17 protein-coding genes and 2 tRNA genes are annotated in these 20,061 nt (G+C 64.3%); 10 read left to right on the forward strand and 9 right to left on the reverse strand.

Annotated elements, in window-relative coordinates; genetic code table 11:
* The first annotated feature begins 98 nt into the window (after positions 1-98).
* Entirely contained in the window at positions 99-3,677 is a 3,579-nt protein-coding gene (locus Q0J57_RS09540) for an FAD-binding and (Fe-S)-binding domain-containing protein (protein WP_297219638.1), read from the forward strand.
* 5 nt (positions 3,678-3,682) lie between these two features.
* Positions 3,683-5,743, forward strand: coding sequence for a hypothetical protein (locus tag Q0J57_RS09545; protein ID WP_297219640.1), 2,061 nt, complete (start codon positions 3,683-3,685; stop codon positions 5,741-5,743).
* A gap of 315 nt (positions 5,744-6,058) precedes the next feature.
* Here the strand turns inward: Q0J57_RS09545 and Q0J57_RS09550 are convergent, their stop codons facing one another.
* The 9 genes from Q0J57_RS09550 to Q0J57_RS09590 form a co-directional block, all read right to left on the reverse strand.
* A complete protein-coding gene (locus tag Q0J57_RS09550; protein ID WP_297219642.1) occupies positions 6,059-7,048 on the reverse strand; it encodes an FAD:protein FMN transferase in 990 nt (329 codons plus the stop codon).
* Between the two features lie 2 nt (positions 7,049-7,050).
* Positions 7,051-7,953 carry an RnfABCDGE type electron transport complex subunit B gene (gene rnfB, locus Q0J57_RS09555; protein WP_297219644.1) on the reverse strand — a complete coding sequence of 301 codons (903 nt, stop codon included), beginning with the start codon at positions 7,951-7,953 and terminating at the stop codon, positions 7,051-7,053.
* 43 nt (positions 7,954-7,996) lie between these two features.
* Positions 7,997-8,572: an electron transport complex protein RnfA gene (locus Q0J57_RS09560; protein ID WP_297219646.1), complete on the reverse strand. Its 576-nt coding sequence runs from the start codon at positions 8,570-8,572 to the stop codon at positions 7,997-7,999.
* A gap of 7 nt (positions 8,573-8,579) precedes the next feature.
* Positions 8,580-9,248, reverse strand: coding sequence for an electron transport complex subunit E (locus Q0J57_RS09565; protein WP_297219648.1), 669 nt, complete (start codon positions 9,246-9,248; stop codon positions 8,580-8,582).
* Between the two features lie 9 nt (positions 9,249-9,257).
* Complete coding sequence (gene rnfG, locus Q0J57_RS09570; protein WP_297219650.1) at positions 9,258-9,836, reverse strand: RnfABCDGE type electron transport complex subunit G; 579 nt, start codon at positions 9,834-9,836, stop codon at positions 9,258-9,260.
* A gap of 1 nt (position 9,837) precedes the next feature.
* The gene (locus tag Q0J57_RS09575) at positions 9,838-10,791 is read right to left on the reverse strand and encodes an RnfABCDGE type electron transport complex subunit D (RefSeq protein WP_297219652.1); all 954 of its coding nucleotides are present in this window, start codon (positions 10,789-10,791) and stop codon (positions 9,838-9,840) included.
* Positions 10,784-12,073, reverse strand: a complete 1,290-nt coding sequence (locus Q0J57_RS09580; protein WP_297219654.1) for a 4Fe-4S dicluster domain-containing protein — start codon at positions 12,071-12,073, stop codon at positions 10,784-10,786. Before Q0J57_RS09580 ends, Q0J57_RS09575 begins: the two co-directional genes overlap by 8 nt.
* Before the next feature lie 7 nt (positions 12,074-12,080).
* On the reverse strand, positions 12,081-12,890 hold the full coding sequence (locus Q0J57_RS09585) for a cytochrome c3 family protein (protein ID WP_297219656.1): 810 nt from the start codon (positions 12,888-12,890) through the stop codon (positions 12,081-12,083).
* A gap of 560 nt (positions 12,891-13,450) precedes the next feature.
* Complete coding sequence (locus tag Q0J57_RS09590) at positions 13,451-14,797, reverse strand: polysaccharide deacetylase family protein (protein WP_297219659.1); 1,347 nt, start codon at positions 14,795-14,797, stop codon at positions 13,451-13,453.
* Positions 14,798-15,025: 228 nt separating this feature from the next.
* Here Q0J57_RS09590 and Q0J57_RS09595 point away from each other — a divergent pair.
* The 8 genes from Q0J57_RS09595 to Q0J57_RS09630 all read left to right on the forward strand — a co-directional run.
* Positions 15,026-15,101, forward strand: a tRNA-Val gene (locus Q0J57_RS09595).
* Positions 15,102-15,106: 5 nt separating this feature from the next.
* A tRNA-Asp gene (locus Q0J57_RS09600) sits at positions 15,107-15,183 on the forward strand.
* Between the two features lie 151 nt (positions 15,184-15,334).
* Positions 15,335-15,853: a tRNA (N6-threonylcarbamoyladenosine(37)-N6)-methyltransferase TrmO gene (gene tsaA, locus Q0J57_RS09605; protein WP_297219661.1), complete on the forward strand. Its 519-nt coding sequence runs from the start codon at positions 15,335-15,337 to the stop codon at positions 15,851-15,853.
* A gap of 51 nt (positions 15,854-15,904) precedes the next feature.
* Entirely contained in the window at positions 15,905-16,747 is an 843-nt protein-coding gene (gene aroE, locus Q0J57_RS09610) for a shikimate dehydrogenase (protein ID WP_297219663.1), read from the forward strand.
* 9 nt (positions 16,748-16,756) lie between these two features.
* Complete coding sequence (aroQ, locus tag Q0J57_RS09615; RefSeq protein WP_297219665.1) at positions 16,757-17,215, forward strand: type II 3-dehydroquinate dehydratase; 459 nt, start codon at positions 16,757-16,759, stop codon at positions 17,213-17,215.
* A gap of 134 nt (positions 17,216-17,349) precedes the next feature.
* Entirely contained in the window at positions 17,350-17,934 is a 585-nt protein-coding gene (locus Q0J57_RS09620; RefSeq protein WP_297219667.1) for a 4Fe-4S dicluster domain-containing protein, read from the forward strand.
* On the forward strand, positions 17,931-18,812 hold the full coding sequence (locus tag Q0J57_RS09625) for a CoB--CoM heterodisulfide reductase iron-sulfur subunit B family protein (RefSeq protein ID WP_297219669.1): 882 nt from the start codon (positions 17,931-17,933) through the stop codon (positions 18,810-18,812). The genes Q0J57_RS09620 and Q0J57_RS09625 overlap by 4 nt, the downstream gene beginning before the upstream one ends.
* The coding region (locus Q0J57_RS09630) for a CoB--CoM heterodisulfide reductase iron-sulfur subunit A family protein (RefSeq protein WP_297219671.1) at positions 18,809-20,061 on the forward strand (1,253 nt) is incomplete at its 3' end. The genes Q0J57_RS09625 and Q0J57_RS09630, both read left to right, overlap by 4 nt.

A 20,061-nucleotide genomic window follows, 5' to 3' on the forward strand; every position in this document is an offset into this window, starting at 1 on the left:
GGACGGAACGTGCGTCGTTCTGCCGTCCGCCCTCGGTCCGTTGTGCGCGGACGTCTGCCTGCCGCACACTCCCGACAGCCGCAAGGAAGGTTTTACTCATGGCCCACAAGGGACCCCATATTTCCATTTCTCCCGACTATGTTGTCAATCGCATCCTGCGCATCAATATCAATGATTTCGAGGAATGGCCCGAATCCGTGCGTCATCTGGCCATTGCCATTGCCGAGGAACTTTTCCTCGTTGCCTACAATCCCTTCATCGATGCGGATACGGTGCGCGCCAGCGTGCGCGAGCGCCTGGAACGCGAGGCGCTCTCCCTGGCACATTACTACGCCACGGCCCTCAGCGAGGGCATTACCATGTTCTGGTCGGCCCACGAGGCCGAAATGGATTTTCGCCGCAAGCTGACGGAAACCCTGCGCGAGATTCTGCCGGACGAGTGCATCCTCACGGACCCCGGCTCGCTCATCGGCGCGGCCACGGACGCCACGGACCTGCGCATGGAACTGCCCCTGCTGGTGGTGGAACCGGACAATACCGAGCAGGTATCGGCCCTGATCCGTCTGGCCAATGAAATGAAGTTTGCCCTCATTCCCCGCGGGGGCGGCTCGGGCATGACCGGGGGCGCCGTGCCGGCCCGGCGGCGCACGGTCATCGTGAGCCTTGCCCGGCTCACGCACATCGGCCCCATTGACCTTGAGGCCATGACCGTCACCTGCCAGGCCGGGGCCAATACGCAGGCCGTCATTACGGCCGTGGCCGAAAAGGGTGCCCTGTTCTCCGTGGACCCGGCCTCCAAGCAGGCAGCCTCCATCGGCGGCAATGTTTCGGAAAATGCGGGCGGCCCCATGGCCTTTGAATACGGCACCACCCTGGACAATCTGCTCTGGTGGCGCATGGTCACGCCCACGGGTGAAATCATCACCGTGGAGCGGGAAAATCACCCCCGCCACAAGATTCTGCCGGAAGAAATCGCCGTTTTTGTGGTGCGCGACGTGAGCGGCGGCGTGCGCAACGTCATTCACCTGCGCGGCGATGAAATCCGCCTGCCCGGTCTGGGCAAGGACGTGACCAACAAGGCCCTGGGCGGCCTGCCGGGCATGCAGAAGGAAGGCGTGGACGGCATCATTACCGAGGCCTGCTTCATCCTGCATCCCAAGCCGCGCTACAAGCGCGTCATGGTGCTGGAATTCTTCGGCCGCTCCATGCACCCCGCGGCCGTGGTGGTGCGCGAGCTGGTGGCCCTGCGCAACCGCATCCGCGAGGAGGGCGACTACGCCCACCTGTCCGCGCTGGAAGAATTCAACGCCAAGTACGTGCAGGCCATCGACTACAAGCGCAAGTCCCAGAAATATTCGGACCTGCCCATTTCCGTCATCATCCTGCAGGTGGATGGCGATGATCCCTACCTGCTGGACAAGTGCGTGGGCGACATTGTTTCCGTGGTGGAAGAGCAGGAAAACGTGGACATCATCGTGGCCCAGGACGACAAGGAGGCCGAACGCTTCTGGGAAGACCGGCACCGCCTGTCGGCCATTGCCAAGCGCACGTCCGGCTTCAAGCTCAACGAGGACGTGGTCATTCCCATGGACCGCATCCCGGACTTTGCCCTTTTCCTGGAACAGCTCAACCTGGAATGCACGGCGCAGGCCTATCGCTTTGCCCTGCAGGAAACGGGGCGTCTGCCGGGCTTTCCCATGGAGGACAAGGAATTCAACCGGGAATTCTCCTTTGCGTCCAAGGTGGCTGCCGGTGACGTGCCGGCTGCGGAGCTTTCCGATGTGGAGTACTGGAAGCGCGCGCAGGACTACATGGCCGCGCTGGCGGAAAAATATCCCCATCTGGCCAAGAAGATGGTCAAGATTCGCGACTACATGGAGGCCGGCCGTATTGTGGTGGCCAGCCACATGCACGCCGGCGACGGCAACTGCCACGTCAATATTCCGGTGAACTCCAATGACCACCGCATGCTGGAGGAGGCCGAGGAAACGGCGGCCCGCGTCATGGCCGAGTGCCAGGAAATGGGCGGCGAGGTTTCCGGCGAGCACGGCATCGGCATCACCAAGATTGCCTTTTTCAGCAAGGAAAAGATGGATGCCCTGCGTGCCTTCAAGGAACGGGTGGACCCGCGCGATGTCATGAATCCGGCCAAGCTGGTCTATCGCGAGCTGCCGGTGCGCCCCTTCACCTTCTCCTTCAATCACCTGATCCGCGACCTCAACGAAAGCGGCCTGCCGGACAAGGAGCGCCTCACCGATCTGCTTTCGGCCGTGCAGGTCTGCACGCGCTGCGGCAAGTGCAAGCATGTCTGCCCCATGAACTACCCCGAGCGCAGCATGCAGTACCACCCGCGCAACAAGAACATGGTGCTGGGCATGCTCATCGAGGCCGTCTACTACTCGCAGGTGAACAAGGGCAGCATTGACGAAAATCTGCTCTACTGGCTGCGCGATCTGGTGGAGCACTGCACGGCCTGCGGCCGCTGCCAGGCCAACTGCCCGGTCAAGATTCCTTCCGGCGATGTGGCCCTTTCGCTGCGCGCCCTGCTGGAGCATGAAAATGCGGGCGGGCATCCCCTCAAGAAACGGGCGCTGGACTGGCTGGTGCAGGATGTGGAGCATCGCGTGCCCAAGGCGGCCAAGATGGCCTCGCTGGGCCAGAAGATGCAGAACCGCCTGCTGGGCTTTGTGCCGGAATTCTGGAAACGGCGCATGCACAGCCCGCTCTTTTCCGGTCGGGGTCCCAAGACGGGCTATACCAATCTGTACGAGGCCCTGCGTCTGCATCGCGGATCGGTCTTTTCGCCCACGGAGATCATTCAGGGAACGCCCTGCGTGATCTATTTCCCCGGCTGCGGGGGGGCGCTTTTCTATGACCGCATCGGCATTTCCAGCATCATGCTGCTGCTGCGGGCCGGTTTTGCCGTGGCCGTGCCGCCCCGGCATCTCTGCTGCGGCTATCCCCTGCTGGCTGCCGGCATGGATACGGAATTCGAGGACAATCTGGCCATGAACCGCCAGTATCTGGCATCCATGGTGCGCGCGCTGAGCAAGCAGGGCTTTGAGGTTTCCCACCTGGTGACCTCCTGCGGCACCTGCCTGGAAGGGCTGGCCCGCACAGGGCTGACGGAGCAGTTCCCCGGCCTGGGCCAGCGGGATATCATGCAGCTGGTGCTGCCCCTGCTCAGCAAGGATCAGCTGGAACATACCCTGCCGCCGGATTCGACCCTTATCTATCATGGCTCGTGTCACAGCGAATGGGCGGGCATTCCCGCAGCCAAGGGACAGAAGCAGGTGGTGTCTGCCCTGTCCACCTTCTCCGGGGCCAAGATCGTGCTCAATGGCGGCTGCTGCGGTGAATCGGGCATGGGGGCCATGACTTCGCCCGACATCTACAATCTGCTGCGCGTGCGCAAGGAAAAGGCCCTGCAACAGGCCATTGCCGAAATCGACAAGCCCGAGAGCGGCCTCAAGACGGCCAACCAGCCGCCGGTGCTGGTGAGCTGCCCGTCCTGCAAGATCGGCATTGCCCGCTGCCTCATCAACATGCATGACAAGCGGCCCGTGCTGCACGTGGCCGAATGGGTGGCCGGCATGATCGATGGTGAAGACCGTCGCCAGAGCTTCCGCCGTCGTCTCAACGAGACCAAGGGCGACGTGCGCGTGGTGGAGGGATAGCCCCCGTGCGTGCCCCCGCCGTGGTGGTGCGGCCGGAAGAACTCTTCCGGCCGTCCCGCCTGGTCTGCATGCTGGCGCTGCTGCTGTTTGTGCCGTGCTGCTGGGGGCTGGCCTTTCTGTTTCCGCGCGGGGATGACTTTGAGCTGGTCACCCGCGCCATGTTCTTTCTGGATCTGCCCGGCGCGCTCTACGAAACGGGCCGGCAGTGGCTGCTGTCCGGCGGGGAATACAGCCTGCATTTCTTGCAGGTTTTTCTGGGCAAGGCGCCCGAATCCCTGTTGCTGTGCGGTCTGGTCTGCGGCCTGGTGCTGAGTCTTTACGGCCTGGCCTTTTACGGCCTGGCCCGAACGCTGTCACCCGCCCTGCCGCACCGGCTGGGCCTGTTCTGCGGTCTGCTGGCCATGCTGGGGCTGTGCTGCTGCCATGCGCGGTTCTGGCAGTTCTATGCCTTTTCCCAAAGTCTGCGCAGCGCGCTGCCGCCCGCCCTGTGGTGCCTTCTGCTGCTCCTGCTCTGCCGTCTCTGGCTGGCGGATCCTCCCGACCGGCCCGGACGCCGGCGCCGGGCCATGCTGCTGGCCGTGCTGACGGCCGGCATGGGGCAGCTTTCGGCCCTGGCTGTTCTGGCCCTGACGGCGGGCTGCGCCATACTGGCAGCCATACACCAGCATCCGGCACGGCGGGACATGCTGCGGGTTCTGCTGGCGGCCGCAGCGGGGGGGCTGCTGGTGTTTCTTGCTCCGGGATACTGGACCGCCCAGGCATCCCGCGTTGTCCCGCACGGTTGGGAAATGCTGGAACAGGACTGGGGGCGGGCGCTTTCCTTTCTCTGGCATGGTCCCTGGCTGCTGCTCGTCGCGGGGCTGGCCCTGTGCCTGCCCCATGCCCAGGGGCAGGGACGCACCAGTCCGCAGCCCCTTTCCCCCGATATTCCGGCCCTGCGCCCCGCCTGGCTGGCTGCCCTGACTGCCGTGGCCTTTCTGCTGGTGTCGCTGTTCATGGTGATCCTGCGTGCCGCCGGGGATGCCTTCAGCCTGGAAGCCGATGTCCTGGGGGCCTCGCTGGCGGTCTACGGCAGTGTGGCGCTGGGCATGATGCTCTTTCCCCTGCTGGGGCGCGCTCATCTCTGGCTGCTGGTGCATGGTCGCGTCATGAACCTGCTGCTGACGGCGCTGCTGCTCTGCCTCTGTGCGGGGAGCAGCAACTGGCGGGAAACGGCCCTGCATGCGGCCAGCGGCAGCTGGGTGGTCAGCGGTGATGCCTATCAGGAGCGCTATAACTGGCTCTGGGACATGGGCATGGCCTATACCCCTCTGGATGCGCCCAGCCGGTTCGGCATCTGGGCGGAGTGGCGGGATGGCCCGCATGAGCTGGCCATCAACGAGCTGTTGCCGCGAGTGGTGGTGCGTGCCCTGCCGGATGTGGCGCTGCCCGTCTTTACCGGCGACCCTCTGCGGCAGTATCCCCTGCACTGGCCCAATCTCTGGGCGGCCTGGATGTTTGGCGTGGGCAGCGTGCGCATGAGTCCGCCCCAGTGGTATGACGAGTGGACACAGGAGCTGCGCCGCGTGGCCGACGGTACCCTGCCGGCGGAGGAGGGTGGCTCGCCCCTGGCCCTGCCGGTTCCCTCGGTGCTGCACGATCTGGGGGTACGGCATATCTGGCTGGCAGCCTGCCGGGCCGTGCCCAATGCCACCTTTGCCGAAGCCTGGCTGGTGCTGGACATGGCGCAGGCCCTGCCGTCTCCGCAGGCCGAGACGCTGGAGGTCTGGCGTCTCAATCCCGTGGACCCGCGCCGTATGCTGCCCTTGCAGGGGCAGCACGTGCTGGCCGGCGAGCTGCTGCATGCGCATGCGCGCATGCCGGCCTGGCTGGAAACAACGGTGCTGCGTCTGGTGGCCAGCCGCATGCCCCTGATCTGTGCCCGTCTGGATGGCCGCAGCGGGCATACGGTCTACGCGGTGCCGCTGTCCATTGCCGCCAACCGGCGCGATGAGCTGCCCGGCATGGTCCTGCGTCTGGCCGGACAGACAGTGGTGCTGCCCTGTGACGGGCTGTCGCAGCCGTAGCGCCTGTGTCGTCAACGCCGCATGGCCTGCGGGTCTGCGCTGCCCTGCCGGCTGCTTCCGCGCGTCGTGCGGGCCTGTACCTGCCTTCGTTGTTTTGACCGCTTCTCTGCGGTCGCATTTCTGAGCAGCGTCGTTCTTTCCCGTGAATCTGCCTGCGCAGGCAGGGCTGCAAGGCGCGCTGTCGTTTTCTGGCGACAGGCGTCTGCTGTGTGCCCGCAGCGCCATGACCCGAGCATGGCAGGGGACGCAACGAGAAAAAGCGCACGGCGGAGTGGTTCCGCCGTGCGCTTTTCGTGCGTTCTGGCTGCCGGGGTATCAGGCCGGCCAGCGTCTGGAGCGGTAGGGCTGTCCTCCGGCATCCAGGACAAAGGCGGCACAGTGCTGTGCCTGGGCCAGGCCGGGAACAGCAGGAGCCGGCGCCAGGGAAAGGCCCGTGGCCAGGGCATCGGCCTGGCAGCAGCTGTCGGCCACGATGCTGCAACTGAGCAGGCGCGAGGGCCGTCCGTTTTGCGGCGCCAGCAGGTGCGGCGTCTTCTGTTCGTAATTGCCGGATGTGGCAATGGCCGCATTGCGCAGGGGGAAGACGGCGGGATAGACATGCCGCTTGTAGGGGTCTTCCACGGCCACGCACCAGTCCCCGCCATCGGCATTGTGGCCGCGGGCCATGATGTCGCCCCCGGCTTCCACCAGGTGATTGGGGCAGCCGCTGCGGGCGAGAACGGCGGACATGGCGTCCACAATGGCCCCCTTGGCAATGCCGTCCAGGGTGACGCCCATTCCCTGACGTTCCAGGCGCACGCGGGAGCCGTCCAGGCGGACATGCCGGCTTCCCACCAGGTCCAGGGCGTCGCGGCGCCGGGCGGCATCCGCGTTTTCGGGCAGCTGGAGCAGCGGCAGCACGGTGACGTCAAAAGCGCCCTGGGTGGCGTGGTGCAGGGCCTGCGCCTGCCGTAGCAGGGAAAGCAGTTCCTCGGGGGCATGGTCAAGGCGGCCCTGCTCATTGAGGACGCTCAGGGCCGAGGCGGCGCTGTGCCGGTCAAAGAGGGCGGCCAGGCGGTGCCCTTCGTGCAGGGCGCGGTCCACGGCTTCCGCAGCCAGGGCTGCGGGGGCCTGGGCCACATGCACATTGACCACCGTGCCCATGAAAAGATCCGCCCGCTTGTACAGCGGCTGCACATCAAGCCCCAGCGCCCGCACAGAGGCAGGCAGGAAGCCGGACGTGAGCAGGGCGGCGCCGCCCATGAGCAGGCCGCGCAGCATCTGACGGCGGCTGCACGCCGAAGAAAGGAAGGATGTGCTCTGCATGATTACTCCTGCGCGGGGGCCTGCGGCGCGGCGGTCGCGGGGGCGGGTTTGCGGTCAATGGGAACAGAGGGATCGTCCAGGACCACGGGGGGCGTGGTGCGGGGGCGCGTCAGGCGGAAGATGTGGCGCGCACAGCTGTAGACGCAGGCCTCGTTGCATTCGCTGCCGTAGGACAGGCATTGCAGATGATCCACCACAATGCGGTTGTTTTCCAGGCGCACGGCCTTGGCCGGGCAGGCCTTGATGCAGCGCCCGCACTTGATGCAGCCGCTGTCGCAGACATCGGTCACGGCGCGCAGCTTGTCGCGGGTATTGCAGTACACGGCCACGCGGGCACGCTTGGGAATCAGTTCCAGGGCATCGCGGGGGCAGGTTTCCACGCAGCGCCCGCAGCCGATGCACTTGCTGACGTTGACCTGCACCAGGCCGTTCTTGATTTCCATGGCCTCAAAGGGGCAGGCCACCACACAGTCGCCGAAGCCCAGGCAGGAATACTTGCAGGTATCCACCCCGCCGCGCAGCATGGCCGCGGCCGCGCAGGAGGGCATGCCGTGATACTGGTAGCGCAGGGCCACATTGCCCGCTACCTTGTCGCAGCGGCGCAGCGAGACCAGGGGTTCGGCCTCGGAAACGGTCTTGCCGGTGAGTTCGCCCACGGCAATGCTGGTCTGGGCGCCGCCGGCGCAGCATTTGTTGGCCGGAATGGCAGGATCGCTGACCACGGCGGCAGCATAGCCTTCGCAGCCGGCAAAGCCGCAGCCGCCGCAGTTGGCGCCTGGCAGCACCTCCAGCACGGCTTCGACGCGGGGGTCTTCCTTGATGTAGAAAACCCGCGACGCCACGGCCAGAATGGCGGCAGCCACCAGGCCCAGCGAAAACAACGTGATGATGGAAGTCAAAACCATAAGTCTATCCTCGTCCGCGCAGGGCGGAAGGTTCGGCCTGACGTTATTGCGCCATGCCCTTGAAGCCCATGAAGGCCAGCGACATAAGACCCGCCATGATCAGCGCGATGGGCGTACCCGCCAGCGCCTTGGGCAGGCGGCAGGTATCCAGCCGTTCGCGGATGCCCGCCATGAGCAGCAGGGCCAGCGTGAAGCCCAGACCGGACGCCAGACCATAGAGAACCGAGGTCAGCAGGTCGTATTCCTCGCGCTGCACAAGGATGGTCACGCCCATGACCGCGCAGTTGGTGGTGATGAGCGGCAGGAAGATGCCCAGCGCGGAATAGAGCGGGGGGACCATCTTTTTGAGGAACATTTCCACAAACTGCACCAGCGAGGCAATGACCACAATGAAGACGATGGTCTGGAGGTAGCCCAGGCCGTAGGGGGTCAGGACATAGCGCTGCATGAGCCAGGTGCAGGCCGTGGACACGATGATGACAAAGATCACCGCGCCCCCCATGCCCAGGGCCACGCCTTTTTCCTTGGAGCAGCCCAGGTAGGGGCAGTTGCCCAGATACTGGGCCAGCACGATGTTGTTGACGAAGATGGCGGCGATGAAAAGCTGAAAGATGTCCATGCGCTTCCTACTCCTTCTCCATGGCGTTGCAGCAGCCGCAGCCGTTGCAGCCTATGGGCGCGGGATCCTTGAGACCCTTGCGGCGGGCCTGCCAGACGTTGATGACGTTCATGCAGGCCAGAATGAGGCCCAGACAGATGAAGGCGCCCGGCGCCTGCACCATGATGCGCAGCGGCTCGAAGCCGTCCCACATGACGGGATTGCCGAACCAGGTGCCGTTGCCCAGGATTTCGCGCAGCGATCCCAGGAAGGTGAGGGAGATGGTATAGCCCAGACCGATGCCCAGACCGTCGGCCACCGAGGCCGCCACGCCATTCTTGGCGGCAAAGGCTTCGGCGCGGGCAAGGATGATGCAGTTCACCACGATGAGCGGCACAAAGATGCCCAGCTGCTGGTAGAGCGGGTAGGCATAGGCCTGCATGAGCAGTTCCACAGCCACCACCAGCGAGGCCGCAATGACGATGAAGCAGGCAATGCGGACCTTTTTGGGAATGATGCCGCGCACCATGGAAATGAGCATGTTGGACAGCACCAGCACGAAAATGACGGCGGCGCCCATGCCCAGGCCGTTATTGGCGGAATTGGTCACGGCCAGGGTGGGGCAAAGCCCCAGCACCAGACGGAAGGGGGGCAGGTCCTGCCACAGGCCCTTGGTAAATTCATGCATTACGCTCATGACAACTCCTTATCGGGCCCATTTCTTGAGGATTTCCGGCTTCAGGGCCTTGTAGACCTGGGCGGCATTGTTCACCGCCGTCACAGCGCCGGAGGAAGAAATGGTGGCGCCGGAAACCGCGTCGATGCTGCCCCCCTGCGCCTTGAGGGCCACGGGCAGGCCCGTTCCCACAAACTGTCCGGTGAAGGCCGGTTCGGCAATGCGCATGCCGAGGCCGGGGGTTTCCTTGAGAGAGGTGGTGCCGATGCCCGCCAGGGAATCATCGGCCACATTGAAGCCCACCATGACGCCCACGTCGCCGCCATAGCCCTTGCCCATGTCTTCTATGGCCACTCCCACCAGTTTTCCGCCCTGCATGGCCGGAAAAACGTAGATGCGGCGGCCGTCAGGCAGGGAAAAATTCATGCGGTCGGCAATGGGGTCATTTTCCATGCTGGCAAAGACGCGCTTGATGGCCGGACCCTGCACGTAGGTGAGCACCTGTTCCTCGATGCCGGGAGCCGTGACCATCTTCAGATAGGAAAGGGCAAAGCCGCTCAGCCCGCACAGGGCCGAGAGCACCACGATCATGCGGATAATGTCACCCATGCTAGCGCACTCCGAAAGGTTTGGGGCGGATCATGTCCAGGAGCGGGGCCAGCATGTTCACCAGCAGGATGGCGAAGGGCGTTCCGTCCGTATAGACGCCGTATTTGCGGATGGTGATGACCAGTGCGCCGCCGATGAGACCGTAGAGAAACATGGGCAGCGGCCGCGCCGGAGCATTGGCCGGGTCGGTGACAAGAAAGAAGGCCGCCAGCATGACGGACCCTGTGCACAGATGGAAGATGGGCGAGGCATTGACCGTGGAGTCAGCAGCATGGAAGGCTGCGGCCAGCACCGCCACCCCCAGCAGAAAGCCAAGCACGGCCTGCCAGCGCACGATGCCGCGCATGCACAGGATGGCCCCGCCCAGCAGCAGGGCGCCGGTCTGCCCGGCTCCCAGGCCGTTGATCTGATGGCCCAGCAGCAGGTCGCTCAGCGGAATGCGGGACGCGGCCTCGGCGCCAAAGTATTTGAGGCGCACCAGCGGGTCCACAAAGGTGGTACCCAGCTGGGCGGCATTGGGGTCCATATACATGGGAAAGGAAACAAAAAGCACGGCCCAGCCCACCAGGGTGGTATTGACCGGATTGGCCCCCAGTCCGCCAAAGACCATCTTGCCCAGGGTGATGGAGATCACGGCCCCCAGGGTCACGATCCACCATGGCGAATCGGCAGGCAGCAGAAAGGCCAGCAGCAGGCCGGAACAGACGGCCGTGAAATCATCGATGGCCAGTTCGCGGCCCATGAGTTTCTGGCAGAGGGCTTCAACCGCCACGGAGACGGCCACGCACAGGCACATGACCCGCACGGCGGGCAGGCCCCAGTTCCAGACGGCAAAGCCGACAGCGGGAAGCATGGCGGCAAGCATGTAGAAGCTCTGGCGGCGGATGGTGCGCCCGCAATGCCAGTAGGGCGGGGCGCTCATGGCCAGCAGCACGGAAGCGGGAGCATTAGCCATTGTTGTCTCCTTTGACGGGTTCCGCGGGAGCGTTGCCGTCAGGCTGCCCGTGTCCGGTCGGTTTCAGTTCCACAAGGTGCCTGGTGGCATCGATTTCAGCCAGCTTGTGCTTGGCAAGGCGGATGTATTGCAGCACGGGGCGGCGGGCAATGCAGACATAGCCGCACAGACCGCACTCCAGGCAGAGGTCCACATGTTCCTTGCGGGCGCGCTCGTGCAGGGCGAATTCCGCATAGCGGCTCAGCAGGTTGGGGCTGAGGCGCGCCGGGCAGATGAGGGTGCAGGCGCCGCAGTTGATGCAGGGGCTGTGCCCCTCCATGTCCGGCACCGTGCCGGCTTCCACCACAAAAAGCCCTGTGGCGCCCTTGGTGACGCTGCGGGACATCTTTTCGATGCTTTCCCCGCGCAGCGGACCGCCGCGTACCAGGGTATCGCCGTTGTTCAGTTCGATATTGGCAAAGGCCAGCAGCTCGCCCACCATGCTGCCGTCCTTGACGATGTAGTTGCCGGAATGGGTCAGGCTGCCGATGGTGATGACGGTTTCGATGAGCGGCCTGCCCGTAACGGCCACGCGGCCCAGGCTCCACACATTGTGCAGGCCCACAACGCCCACGCCTTCGGGATTTTCCCGGCCGGTCACGGCCTTGACCAGCAGGGCGTCCACGCTGGCCGGGTAGTGGGAAGGCACATGCACGATCTCGGCATCATAATGCTGGATGCGGATTTCCTTGGGCACGGCCAGCAGGATGCGCTTGGCCGGCGAAAGGCGGCGCAGCATTTCCAGGCCCTTGTGCAGATTGCGCTGATGGGCCAGCAGCATGGGTTCGGCCCAGGTGACGCCGGGGTCGGGATTGAGACCGTTGATGATGAGGGTTTCGCAGTCCTGCCCCAGGGACTTGGTGTTGAGGCCCAGGTTCTTGAGAATGGGGATCAGGTCGGCGCCCCGTTCCGGCAGGGACAGCAGGTCCACATGGCTCACCTCATGGGCGGCGGCACGCAGATCGTCGTCAGGCTCCACGGCTTCCAGAAAGATGGAGCGCTCGTTGATGTCCGTAACGCGGCCGAACATGGGCGAAAAGAGGTTGCCCTTGTAGGGCGAGGGATGCTCGGCCAGCAGCTGGTAGGGGTAGACCAGGCTTTTCTTGCCCAGTCCCTTGACAATGGTGAAGCCCTCGCGGTTGAGACGCACCTGACGCGGGCTGGGACCTTCGCTGAAACGCTGGGTGATGCCGTAGACCAGGTGGAAGCGCGGGTCACTCAGCATTTGAAACATTTCCTTCATGACCGCCTCACTTGGTATGGCACTGGGCGCACTGGGATTTTTCAAACGGCCCCTTGCCCAGCTTCTGATGACATCCCATGCACTGCCCGTGGAAGGCATCCATGCGGCCCGGAATGAGCTTCTGGGCGCCGGTTTCATGGCAGGTGGCACAGTCGGCATACAGGGACGACACCTTGCCGTCCGCAGGAGCCGTGCGCATGCTCTTCAGTTCATGGCAGGAGGCGCAGCCATTGGCCTTGCTGGCAAACATGTCCTCGTGGCAGGTGATGCAGCGGGCATGCACGGCATCGGCCAGATTGGGCGGGGTGCCGGCTTCGGCCTTTTGGCGCGTGGGGGCCTTGCCCGATTCGTGGCAGGAGGCGCAGTCGGTGGGTTCCGGCTCTATCTCTTCATTCTTGTGGTGGCAGTCACGGCAGTCCAGGCCCAGTTCCTGGGCGTGACGGTCGTGCCCCCAGTCCTTGCGGGCCAGCTCGTAGTGGTGACACGTGGCACAGGATGCCGCATCAAAGGTGGTGCGGTGCTGCGCGCGGAAGGCATCGTCAAAGGTCTGCCCATGGCACTGGGCGCAGGCCCGGACATCGGCGGGGGCAGGGCTGGCTGTGCGGCTGTCATGGTGGCATGTCTGGCAGGTCATGTCGGGCAGGGCCGCATGCCTGTTGTGCTCAAAGACCACTGTCCCGCCCGTATTGGGCATGAGCACCCGCTGTGGCGACGCTTTTGCGTCCGGTTCGGCCATGATGGGAGCCAGATAGCCCCCTATGCCCGCTGCGGCCAGAATCACCGCAAGGACGGTCACGGGAAGATAACGTTTTTGCAATGCCTTGCTCCTCCTCGAACTGAATGGGCATCACTCCGTTCGCTCCGGGGAATAGGTATTTTTCGCCCCGGCTGTGGCGAAGGGGTATCGTTCCCCATAGCAGAGTCCAGAAATCTTGTGAAGGGGGTAACCCCCTTTGCTGGCTGCCCTTTTTTTCACGATTGTTGGCAGAACAGGCTATTTCAGTCAATGTATGGTTTATTTTTCGTATTGTAACAATGCCGGCCGGGAGCAGCGCCGGAGACGGCAGACGCCGTACCGCCGGGGCCGTTTTCCCGGTGCGTGCCGCGCCATGCCTGCCCTGAAGGGGCGGCCGTGCTGTCCCCCTGCTGGGGGATGTCGCAGAGCCGCGCGGCGGGCTAACGGGGAAATGCGGCCTGGGGAGAGCGGCACGCCGGAAACGCGGCGCGTCACGCGGAAAGGCGGGAAAATGGATGCAGATGTCCGGCCCGCGCGGAAAAGGGCGGACCGGGGCCGGGCGGCAGAGACGGGACGGTGACTTCCGGCCGGGGCAGGCGGGGAGAGCCAGAGGTTCAGGGGACTGGATGGGCCGGTACTGGTCAGGGCCGCAGGGGCGTGGCGGCCGAATCCCGGCGCAGGGCCTGCCCGTGAGGTGCAATACTGCCGCCCTTGCCGGCCTTGGCTGAACCGGGAACGGGGTAGGGCTGGATGATCCGGTAGCGGGGCGCCTTGCCGGGGCGGGACGGTGTGCGCGGGGATATGCCGGCCGGGCTGGCCTCTCCGGCCGGAGCGACGAGGCGAGCGGCCGGTGCGGGGCCGGCCGCAGAGGCAGCCGGACGGGGCGCCTGCGCCGCCGGTACGGCGGCAACCGGTGCCGGGGGCACGGGCAGCTCGATCATGGTGTCCACCCGTCCCCGGCTGGCCAGGGCCAGTGGTGCGGTGGGCAGGGCATCGGGCAGGCGCAGCAGGCGCTGGCGCGGACGGGCAGGCGCCGGCGGCAGGGAGCGGTACGGGGTGTTCGCGGCCTGGGGCATGTCGGGAACATCGGGCATGCCGGGCATCCAGGGCCGGCTGCTACGGGCCAGGGGAACAGGCGTGCTGCCGGCGGCCAGGCCGCTGCTGGGCTGCATGGCTTCGGGAAAGCTCTCCGGCGGCATTTCCGGCTGGGGCAGGGCAGGGGCGGCTTCCTCGCGGGGCAGCCGGGGGCGCCGGGTCATGAGCAGGGGCGGCTCCTCGTCCAGCATGCCGCCAAGATAGTCGCTGAGGGTCACAAAGCGCTGGCAGCCGCCCTGGCGCAGGTCCCGGACAATGCGCGGCAGGTCCTGCACGGTGCGCCGGAGCGAGTCGTGAAACAGAAAGACGCCGTGCAGCTGGCCGGCGGGGTAGACCCTGCCCCGGGTATCGGCCAGGCGGGCATAGTCGGCGGGCAGATGGCGCCAGTCGTTGCTGTCAAAGGACCAGAGCACGATGGACAGGCCCAGGTCCCTGGCCACCTTTGCCGTAATGTCGTTGAAGGCGCCGTAGGGCGGGCGCACAAAGTGCGGTTCCGCTCCCAGTTCGCGCAGCGCCGCGGTGGTACGCCCCAGTTCTGCCATCTGCTGTTCCTCGGAGAGATGGCGAAGCTGCGGGTGCGACCAGGAATGATTGCCCACCTCGTGCCCCTCGGCCACCATGCGGCGCACCAGGTCGGGGCGCAGGTGCACGTTCTTGCCCAGCAGGAAGAAGGTGGCCGGAATACCGTATTCCCCCAGCATGTCCAGCAGTTCTTCTGTATAAGGGGAAGGACCGTCGTCAAAGGTCAGCGCGCAGAGATTTTCGCGCATGACCTGATCGCTGAAGTCCGTGCCGCGGTGAATGTCGCCGGCTTCCCACGCCCGCAGGGGCGCGGGCAGCACCAGGGAAAGAAGAAGACAAAAGACCAGAGGCCGCAGGTCCGACATGTTCATGGAAGGCTCCGCCAGAAGACTGTCCTCCGGCCGCTACGGGCGGCCTGTGGGAGGCGCCTTTGTCCTACCATTGCCCCCGCCCGGCCGCAAGGGTTCCTTCCGTCAGGCACTTCCATGAAAAAAACAGTATTGTCAGTAGGTTATCTGGGAAGGGCCACAATTTTCACGCATTTTGGATTTTTTTCTTGACGGTGCATGCCCTTTTGCGTAGAAAGACTCTTGCGACGAGGGCAGTTAGCTCAGCTGGTAGAGCACCGCCTTCACACGGCGGGGGCCACAGGTTCAAGTCCTGTACTGCCCACCACACTCGGAGCGGTAGTTAAGACGGTTATAACGCCGGCCTGTCACGCCGGAGGCCGAGGGTTCGAGTCCCTTCCGCTCCGCCAGAAAACAAGGCGCACTGCGTTTGCAGTGCGCCTTTTCTGTTATGCGGCGTTGCAGTTGTCTGCCTGTTCGAACCATGATTTTTGCGCTGGCCTATCGACCTTGTCGCAAAACTGTGCTATGTTCCTTTTTGAACAACCATCGGGAGAATTCATGGAAACGCGCATCAGCCTGCAAGCCATCGGCATCATCCACAGCCCGCATACGGTGCCGGAGCAGACGCCCATTCAGCCCATCTATGCCACGGAATTCCGCGGTCAGGTGGAAGTTTTTCCCCAGTTTGCCGAGGGCTTGCAGGATATCGAGGGCTATTCCCACATCTATCTGCTCTATGCCCTGCATCGCGCCGGTCCGGTGCGCCTGCGGGTGCGGCCGTTTCTGCAGGATGTGGAGCGGGGCGTCTTTGCCACGCGGGCGCCCTGCCGCCCCAACGGCATAGGCATGAGCATCGTGTCCCTGCTGCGGCGCGAAGGGCGCATTCTGCATGTGGGCGGGGTAGATATGCTCGACGGCACGCCCCTGCTGGACATCAAGCCCTATTCGCACCGTTTTGACTGCCTCGAGGGAACACGCAACGGCTGGCAGGACGAGGTGGCGGAGCCGGATGCCAGGCTGCGCGGCCGCCGGAACTGCCCGCCTGCCGCACGTGCGGGACAGGGGGAAAGGAATTGATTCCCGGCACGCAATCGTGTAAAATTTCCTTCAATTCGTGGAGCCATACGCATGACGTCAGAGCAGTTCTCCTTTCCCACCGTTCCCTATGGAGTCATCGGCTGGCCATTGCGTCAGAGCCTTAGTCCACTTGTTCACAATGTGGGCTTTCGTCATACGGGGTGTGACGGGGTCTACTTCCGCTGGGAAATTGCGCCGGAATCCCTGGAAACCTTTGTGCGCAGCTTCCGCCTGCTGCACATGGGAGGCTGTTCCGTCACCATTCCCCACAAGGTGAGCATCATGCCCTTTCTGGACGGCATGACCGATCAGGCGCGTGCTGTGGGTGCGGTCAATACGCTGTTCTGGAAGGACGGCCAGCTCTGGGGCGAAAATACCGACGTTACGGGCTTCATGGCGCCCCTGCTCGAGCGCGACCTTTCCCGGGAAATGCCGGTGCTGCTGCTGGGCGCGGGTGGCGCGGCGCGGGCGGCGGCGGCCGGCCTGCATGCGGCCGGTTTCCGCAATCTGTCTGTCTGCACGCCTTCCGATGCCTCGCATCTGGTTCTGGCGCGGGACTTCGGCATGCGCCCTGTGCTGTGGGCGCAGCGGCACGCGCAGGCGGCGTCCCTGGTCATCAATGCCACGCCGCTGGGCATGCGCGGCAAGGCCGAGGAAGACACGCCCTATGACTTCCGTGCGGCGCCTCGGCCGGAGGGCATGGCCCTGGCCTACGATATTGTCTACAATCCGCTGAAAACGCGCTTCCTGCGCGAGGCGGAAGAGGCCGGCCGGCAGGGCATCAGCGGCATGGACATGTTTTTCCGGCAGGCGGACGCCCAGTTCCGTCTCTGGACGGGCAGGGGGCTGCCGCAGGCGGCCCGTACGGCACTGGAACAGGCGCTTGGCGCCTAGGGGAGGGGCATGCACGACTATCTTATTCTGCACGGCGTCAACCTCAATATGTTCGGACGGCGCGATCCCGCCCATTACGGCACCTGCACGCTGGACGACATCAATCGTGACCTGCATGCCCTGGCGGCGGAACTGAACGTGCGCCTGGACATCTTTCAGACCAATGACGAAGGCCGCATGGTGGAACGCATCCATGCTGCCCTTGACGACGGTACCCGCGGCATTGTCATCAATGCCGGCGCCTGGACCCATTACAGCTATGCCATCATGGATGCCCTGGGCATGCTTTCTCTTCCTGTGGTGGAGGTGCACATGTCCAACGTGCATGCCCGCGAGGCATTCCGGCACGAATCCGTGCTTTCCCGCGTGAGTGCGGGCAGTGTGGCGGGCTTTGGCAGCATGAGCTACCTGCTGGGGCTGCGTGCGGTCCATCATCTTGTATCCGTCCGGTCAGCGCTGCCGCACTGATGCGCGCGCCGGCGGCACCCTTTTTCCAAAAAACGGTTGAGGCAGGCGGAAGGCGGAATTTCCGGCCCTTGCGTCAGGACACGCCGACATCTGGCCGCGTCCATGTTCTTCAGACTTTAACCCTGTGAGATCCCATGAACGACTCCATTGAACTGAGCCGGTTGCGCGATGCCGACTTCACGGCGGCAGTGGAAGCCCAATGCGGTCAGCGGATTTCCACCTGTTACCAGTGCGGCAACTGCACTGCCGGCTGCCCTGCGGGTTTTGTGTATGACCTGCAGGTCAACCAGGTAATGCGTTGCGTGCAGCTTGGTCTCAAAGACAAGGTGCTGAATTGCCGCTCCATCTGGATGTGTCTCTCCTGCTCAACCTGTGGTCAGCGCTGCCCCAACAACATTGAAGTTGCCGGTGTGATGGAGGCCCTGCGGCACATGGCCCGCCGGGAAGGTATCACGACTGTCCCCAAGGTGGACAAGTTCTGGACCTCCTTCCTCTATACCGTGCGCAAGTTTGGCCGTACCTACGAAATCGGCACCATGGTCCTGTACATGATGCGGTCCCTGCGCGTGTTCACCGATGTGGACCTTGCCCCCGATGCCCTCAAGAAGGGCAAGCTCGAAATGAAGCCGCACATGGCCCCCAAGGAAAGCATTGAAGCCGTGGGGCGCATCTTCACGCGCTATCAGGAGCGCGCCAACCGTCAGGGAGTACGCGCATGAAAATAGCCTACTATCCCGGCTGTTCGGCCACGGGAACGTCGGCCGACTACGAAAAGTCCACGCAGGCCGTCTGTGCCGCGCTGGGCATGCACATGGAAGAAATCCACGGCTGGAGCTGCTGCGGCTCCACCCCGGCCCATGCCGTGGACATCCAGCTTTCCGGCGCCCTCAGCGCCCGCAATCTGGACCTGGCCGCCCGGCAGAAGGCCGATGTGGTGCTGACGCCCTGCCCCAGCTGTCTGTCCAATCTGCGCATGGCCGCCAAACGCCTGGAAAATCCCGAGTTCCGCGAAGGGGTCAACGAGCTGCTGGACCAGCCGCTGGCCGAGGAACTGCCCGAAGCCCTTTCGGTCATGCAGGGCATTGCCCGCGAATACGATGCCGATGCCATTGCCGCCCGTGTGCGCCGTCCGCTCAAGGGCCTCAAGCTGGCCGCCTACTACGGCTGCCTCATGAGCCGCCCGCACGAGGTCATGCAGTTTGGCGATCCTGAAAATCCCACCCTCATGGAAAGCCTGCTTTCCGCCTGTGGCGCCGACATGGTGGATTTTCCGCTCAAGACCGAATGCTGCGGCGCGTCCTACGGCATTCCCGAGCGCGCCATGACGGCCCGCCTTTCCGGGCGCATCCTCAACCTGGCCACCGTCATGGGGGTGGACGCCATTGTGGTGGCCTGTCCGCTCTGCCAGATGAACCTTGACCTGCGCCAGAAGCAGGCCGCCAAGGAGGCGGGGGTCAACTTCAGGATGCCGGTGCTGTACTACACCCAGCTCATGGGGCTTGCCTTCGGCCTGCGGCCTGACGAACTTGGTCTGGAAAAACTCTGCGTCAGCGCCGACGATCTGCTGCGCAAGATGTATGAAGGAGGCAAGGCATGAGAATAGGCGTCTTCATCTGCCACTGCGGCAGCAATATCGCCGGCACCGTGGACTGCGCCAAGGTGGCCGAGATTGCGCGCACCTTCCCTGATGTGGTGTATGCCCAGGACGTCATGTACACCTGCGCCGAGCCGGGGCAGGCGGCCATCGAGGCTGCCATCCACGAAAAAAAGCTCGATGGCGTGGTGGTGGCCTCCTGCAGCCCGCGCATTCACGAGCCGACCTTCCGTCGCACCGTGGAGCGCGCCGGCCTGAACCGCTACATGTTCGAAATGGCCAATATCCGCGAACACGTGTCCTGGATCGGCAAGGACAAGGAAGCCAATACCAACAAGGCCGCCGAGCTGGTGCAGATGGCCGTGGCCAAGCTGCGCAATGACCGTCCGCTCCGGGCCAAGTCCTTTGACGTGAACAAGCGCGTGCTCATCATCGGCGGCGGTGTGGCCGGCATTCAGGCCGCCCTGGACTGCGCCGACGGCGGCATCCCGGTGGTGCTCGTGGAACGCGAGGCCACCATCGGCGGCAAGATGGCCAAGCTGGACAAGACCTTCCCCACCATTGACTGTTCGGCCTGCATTCTTGGCCCCAAGATGGTGGACGTGGCCCAGCATCCCAACATCACCCTGTACGCCAAGTCCGAAGTGGAAGACATTTCGGGCTACGTGGGCAACTTCAGCATCAAGATTCGCAAGCGCGCCACCTATGTGGACTGGGACAAGTGCACCGGCTGCGGCGCCTGCACCGAGAAGTGCCCGGCCAAGAAAACGCCTGACCCCTTCAACGAGCTGGTGGGACCCACCACGGCCATCAACATTGCCTTCCCGCAGGCCATTCCCAAGAAGGCCGTCATCAATCCCGACTACTGCCGCCAGCTCACCCAGGGCAAATGCGGCGTGTGCGCCAAGGTCTGCCCCACGGGCGCCATCAACTACGAGCAGCAGGATGAAATCGTCACCGAGGAAGTGGGCTGCATCGTGGCCGCCACGGGCTATGACCTCATGGACTGGACCGTGTACGAGGAATACGGCGGCGGGCGCTACCCCGACGTGGTGACCTCCCTGCAGTACGAGCGTCTGCTTTCGGCCTCCGGCCCCACGGAAGGGCACATCAAGCGCCCCTCCGACGGCAAGGAACCCAAGAACATTGTCTTCATCCAGTGCGTGGGTTCGCGTGACCGCTCCATCGGCCGCCCGTACTGCTCCGGCTTCTGCTGCATGTACACGGCCAAGCAGGCCATCCTGACCAAGGA

The sequence above is a fragment of the uncultured Desulfovibrio sp. genome, assembly GCF_944324505.1.
Classification (GTDB): domain Bacteria; phylum Desulfobacterota; class Desulfovibrionia; order Desulfovibrionales; family Desulfovibrionaceae; genus Desulfovibrio.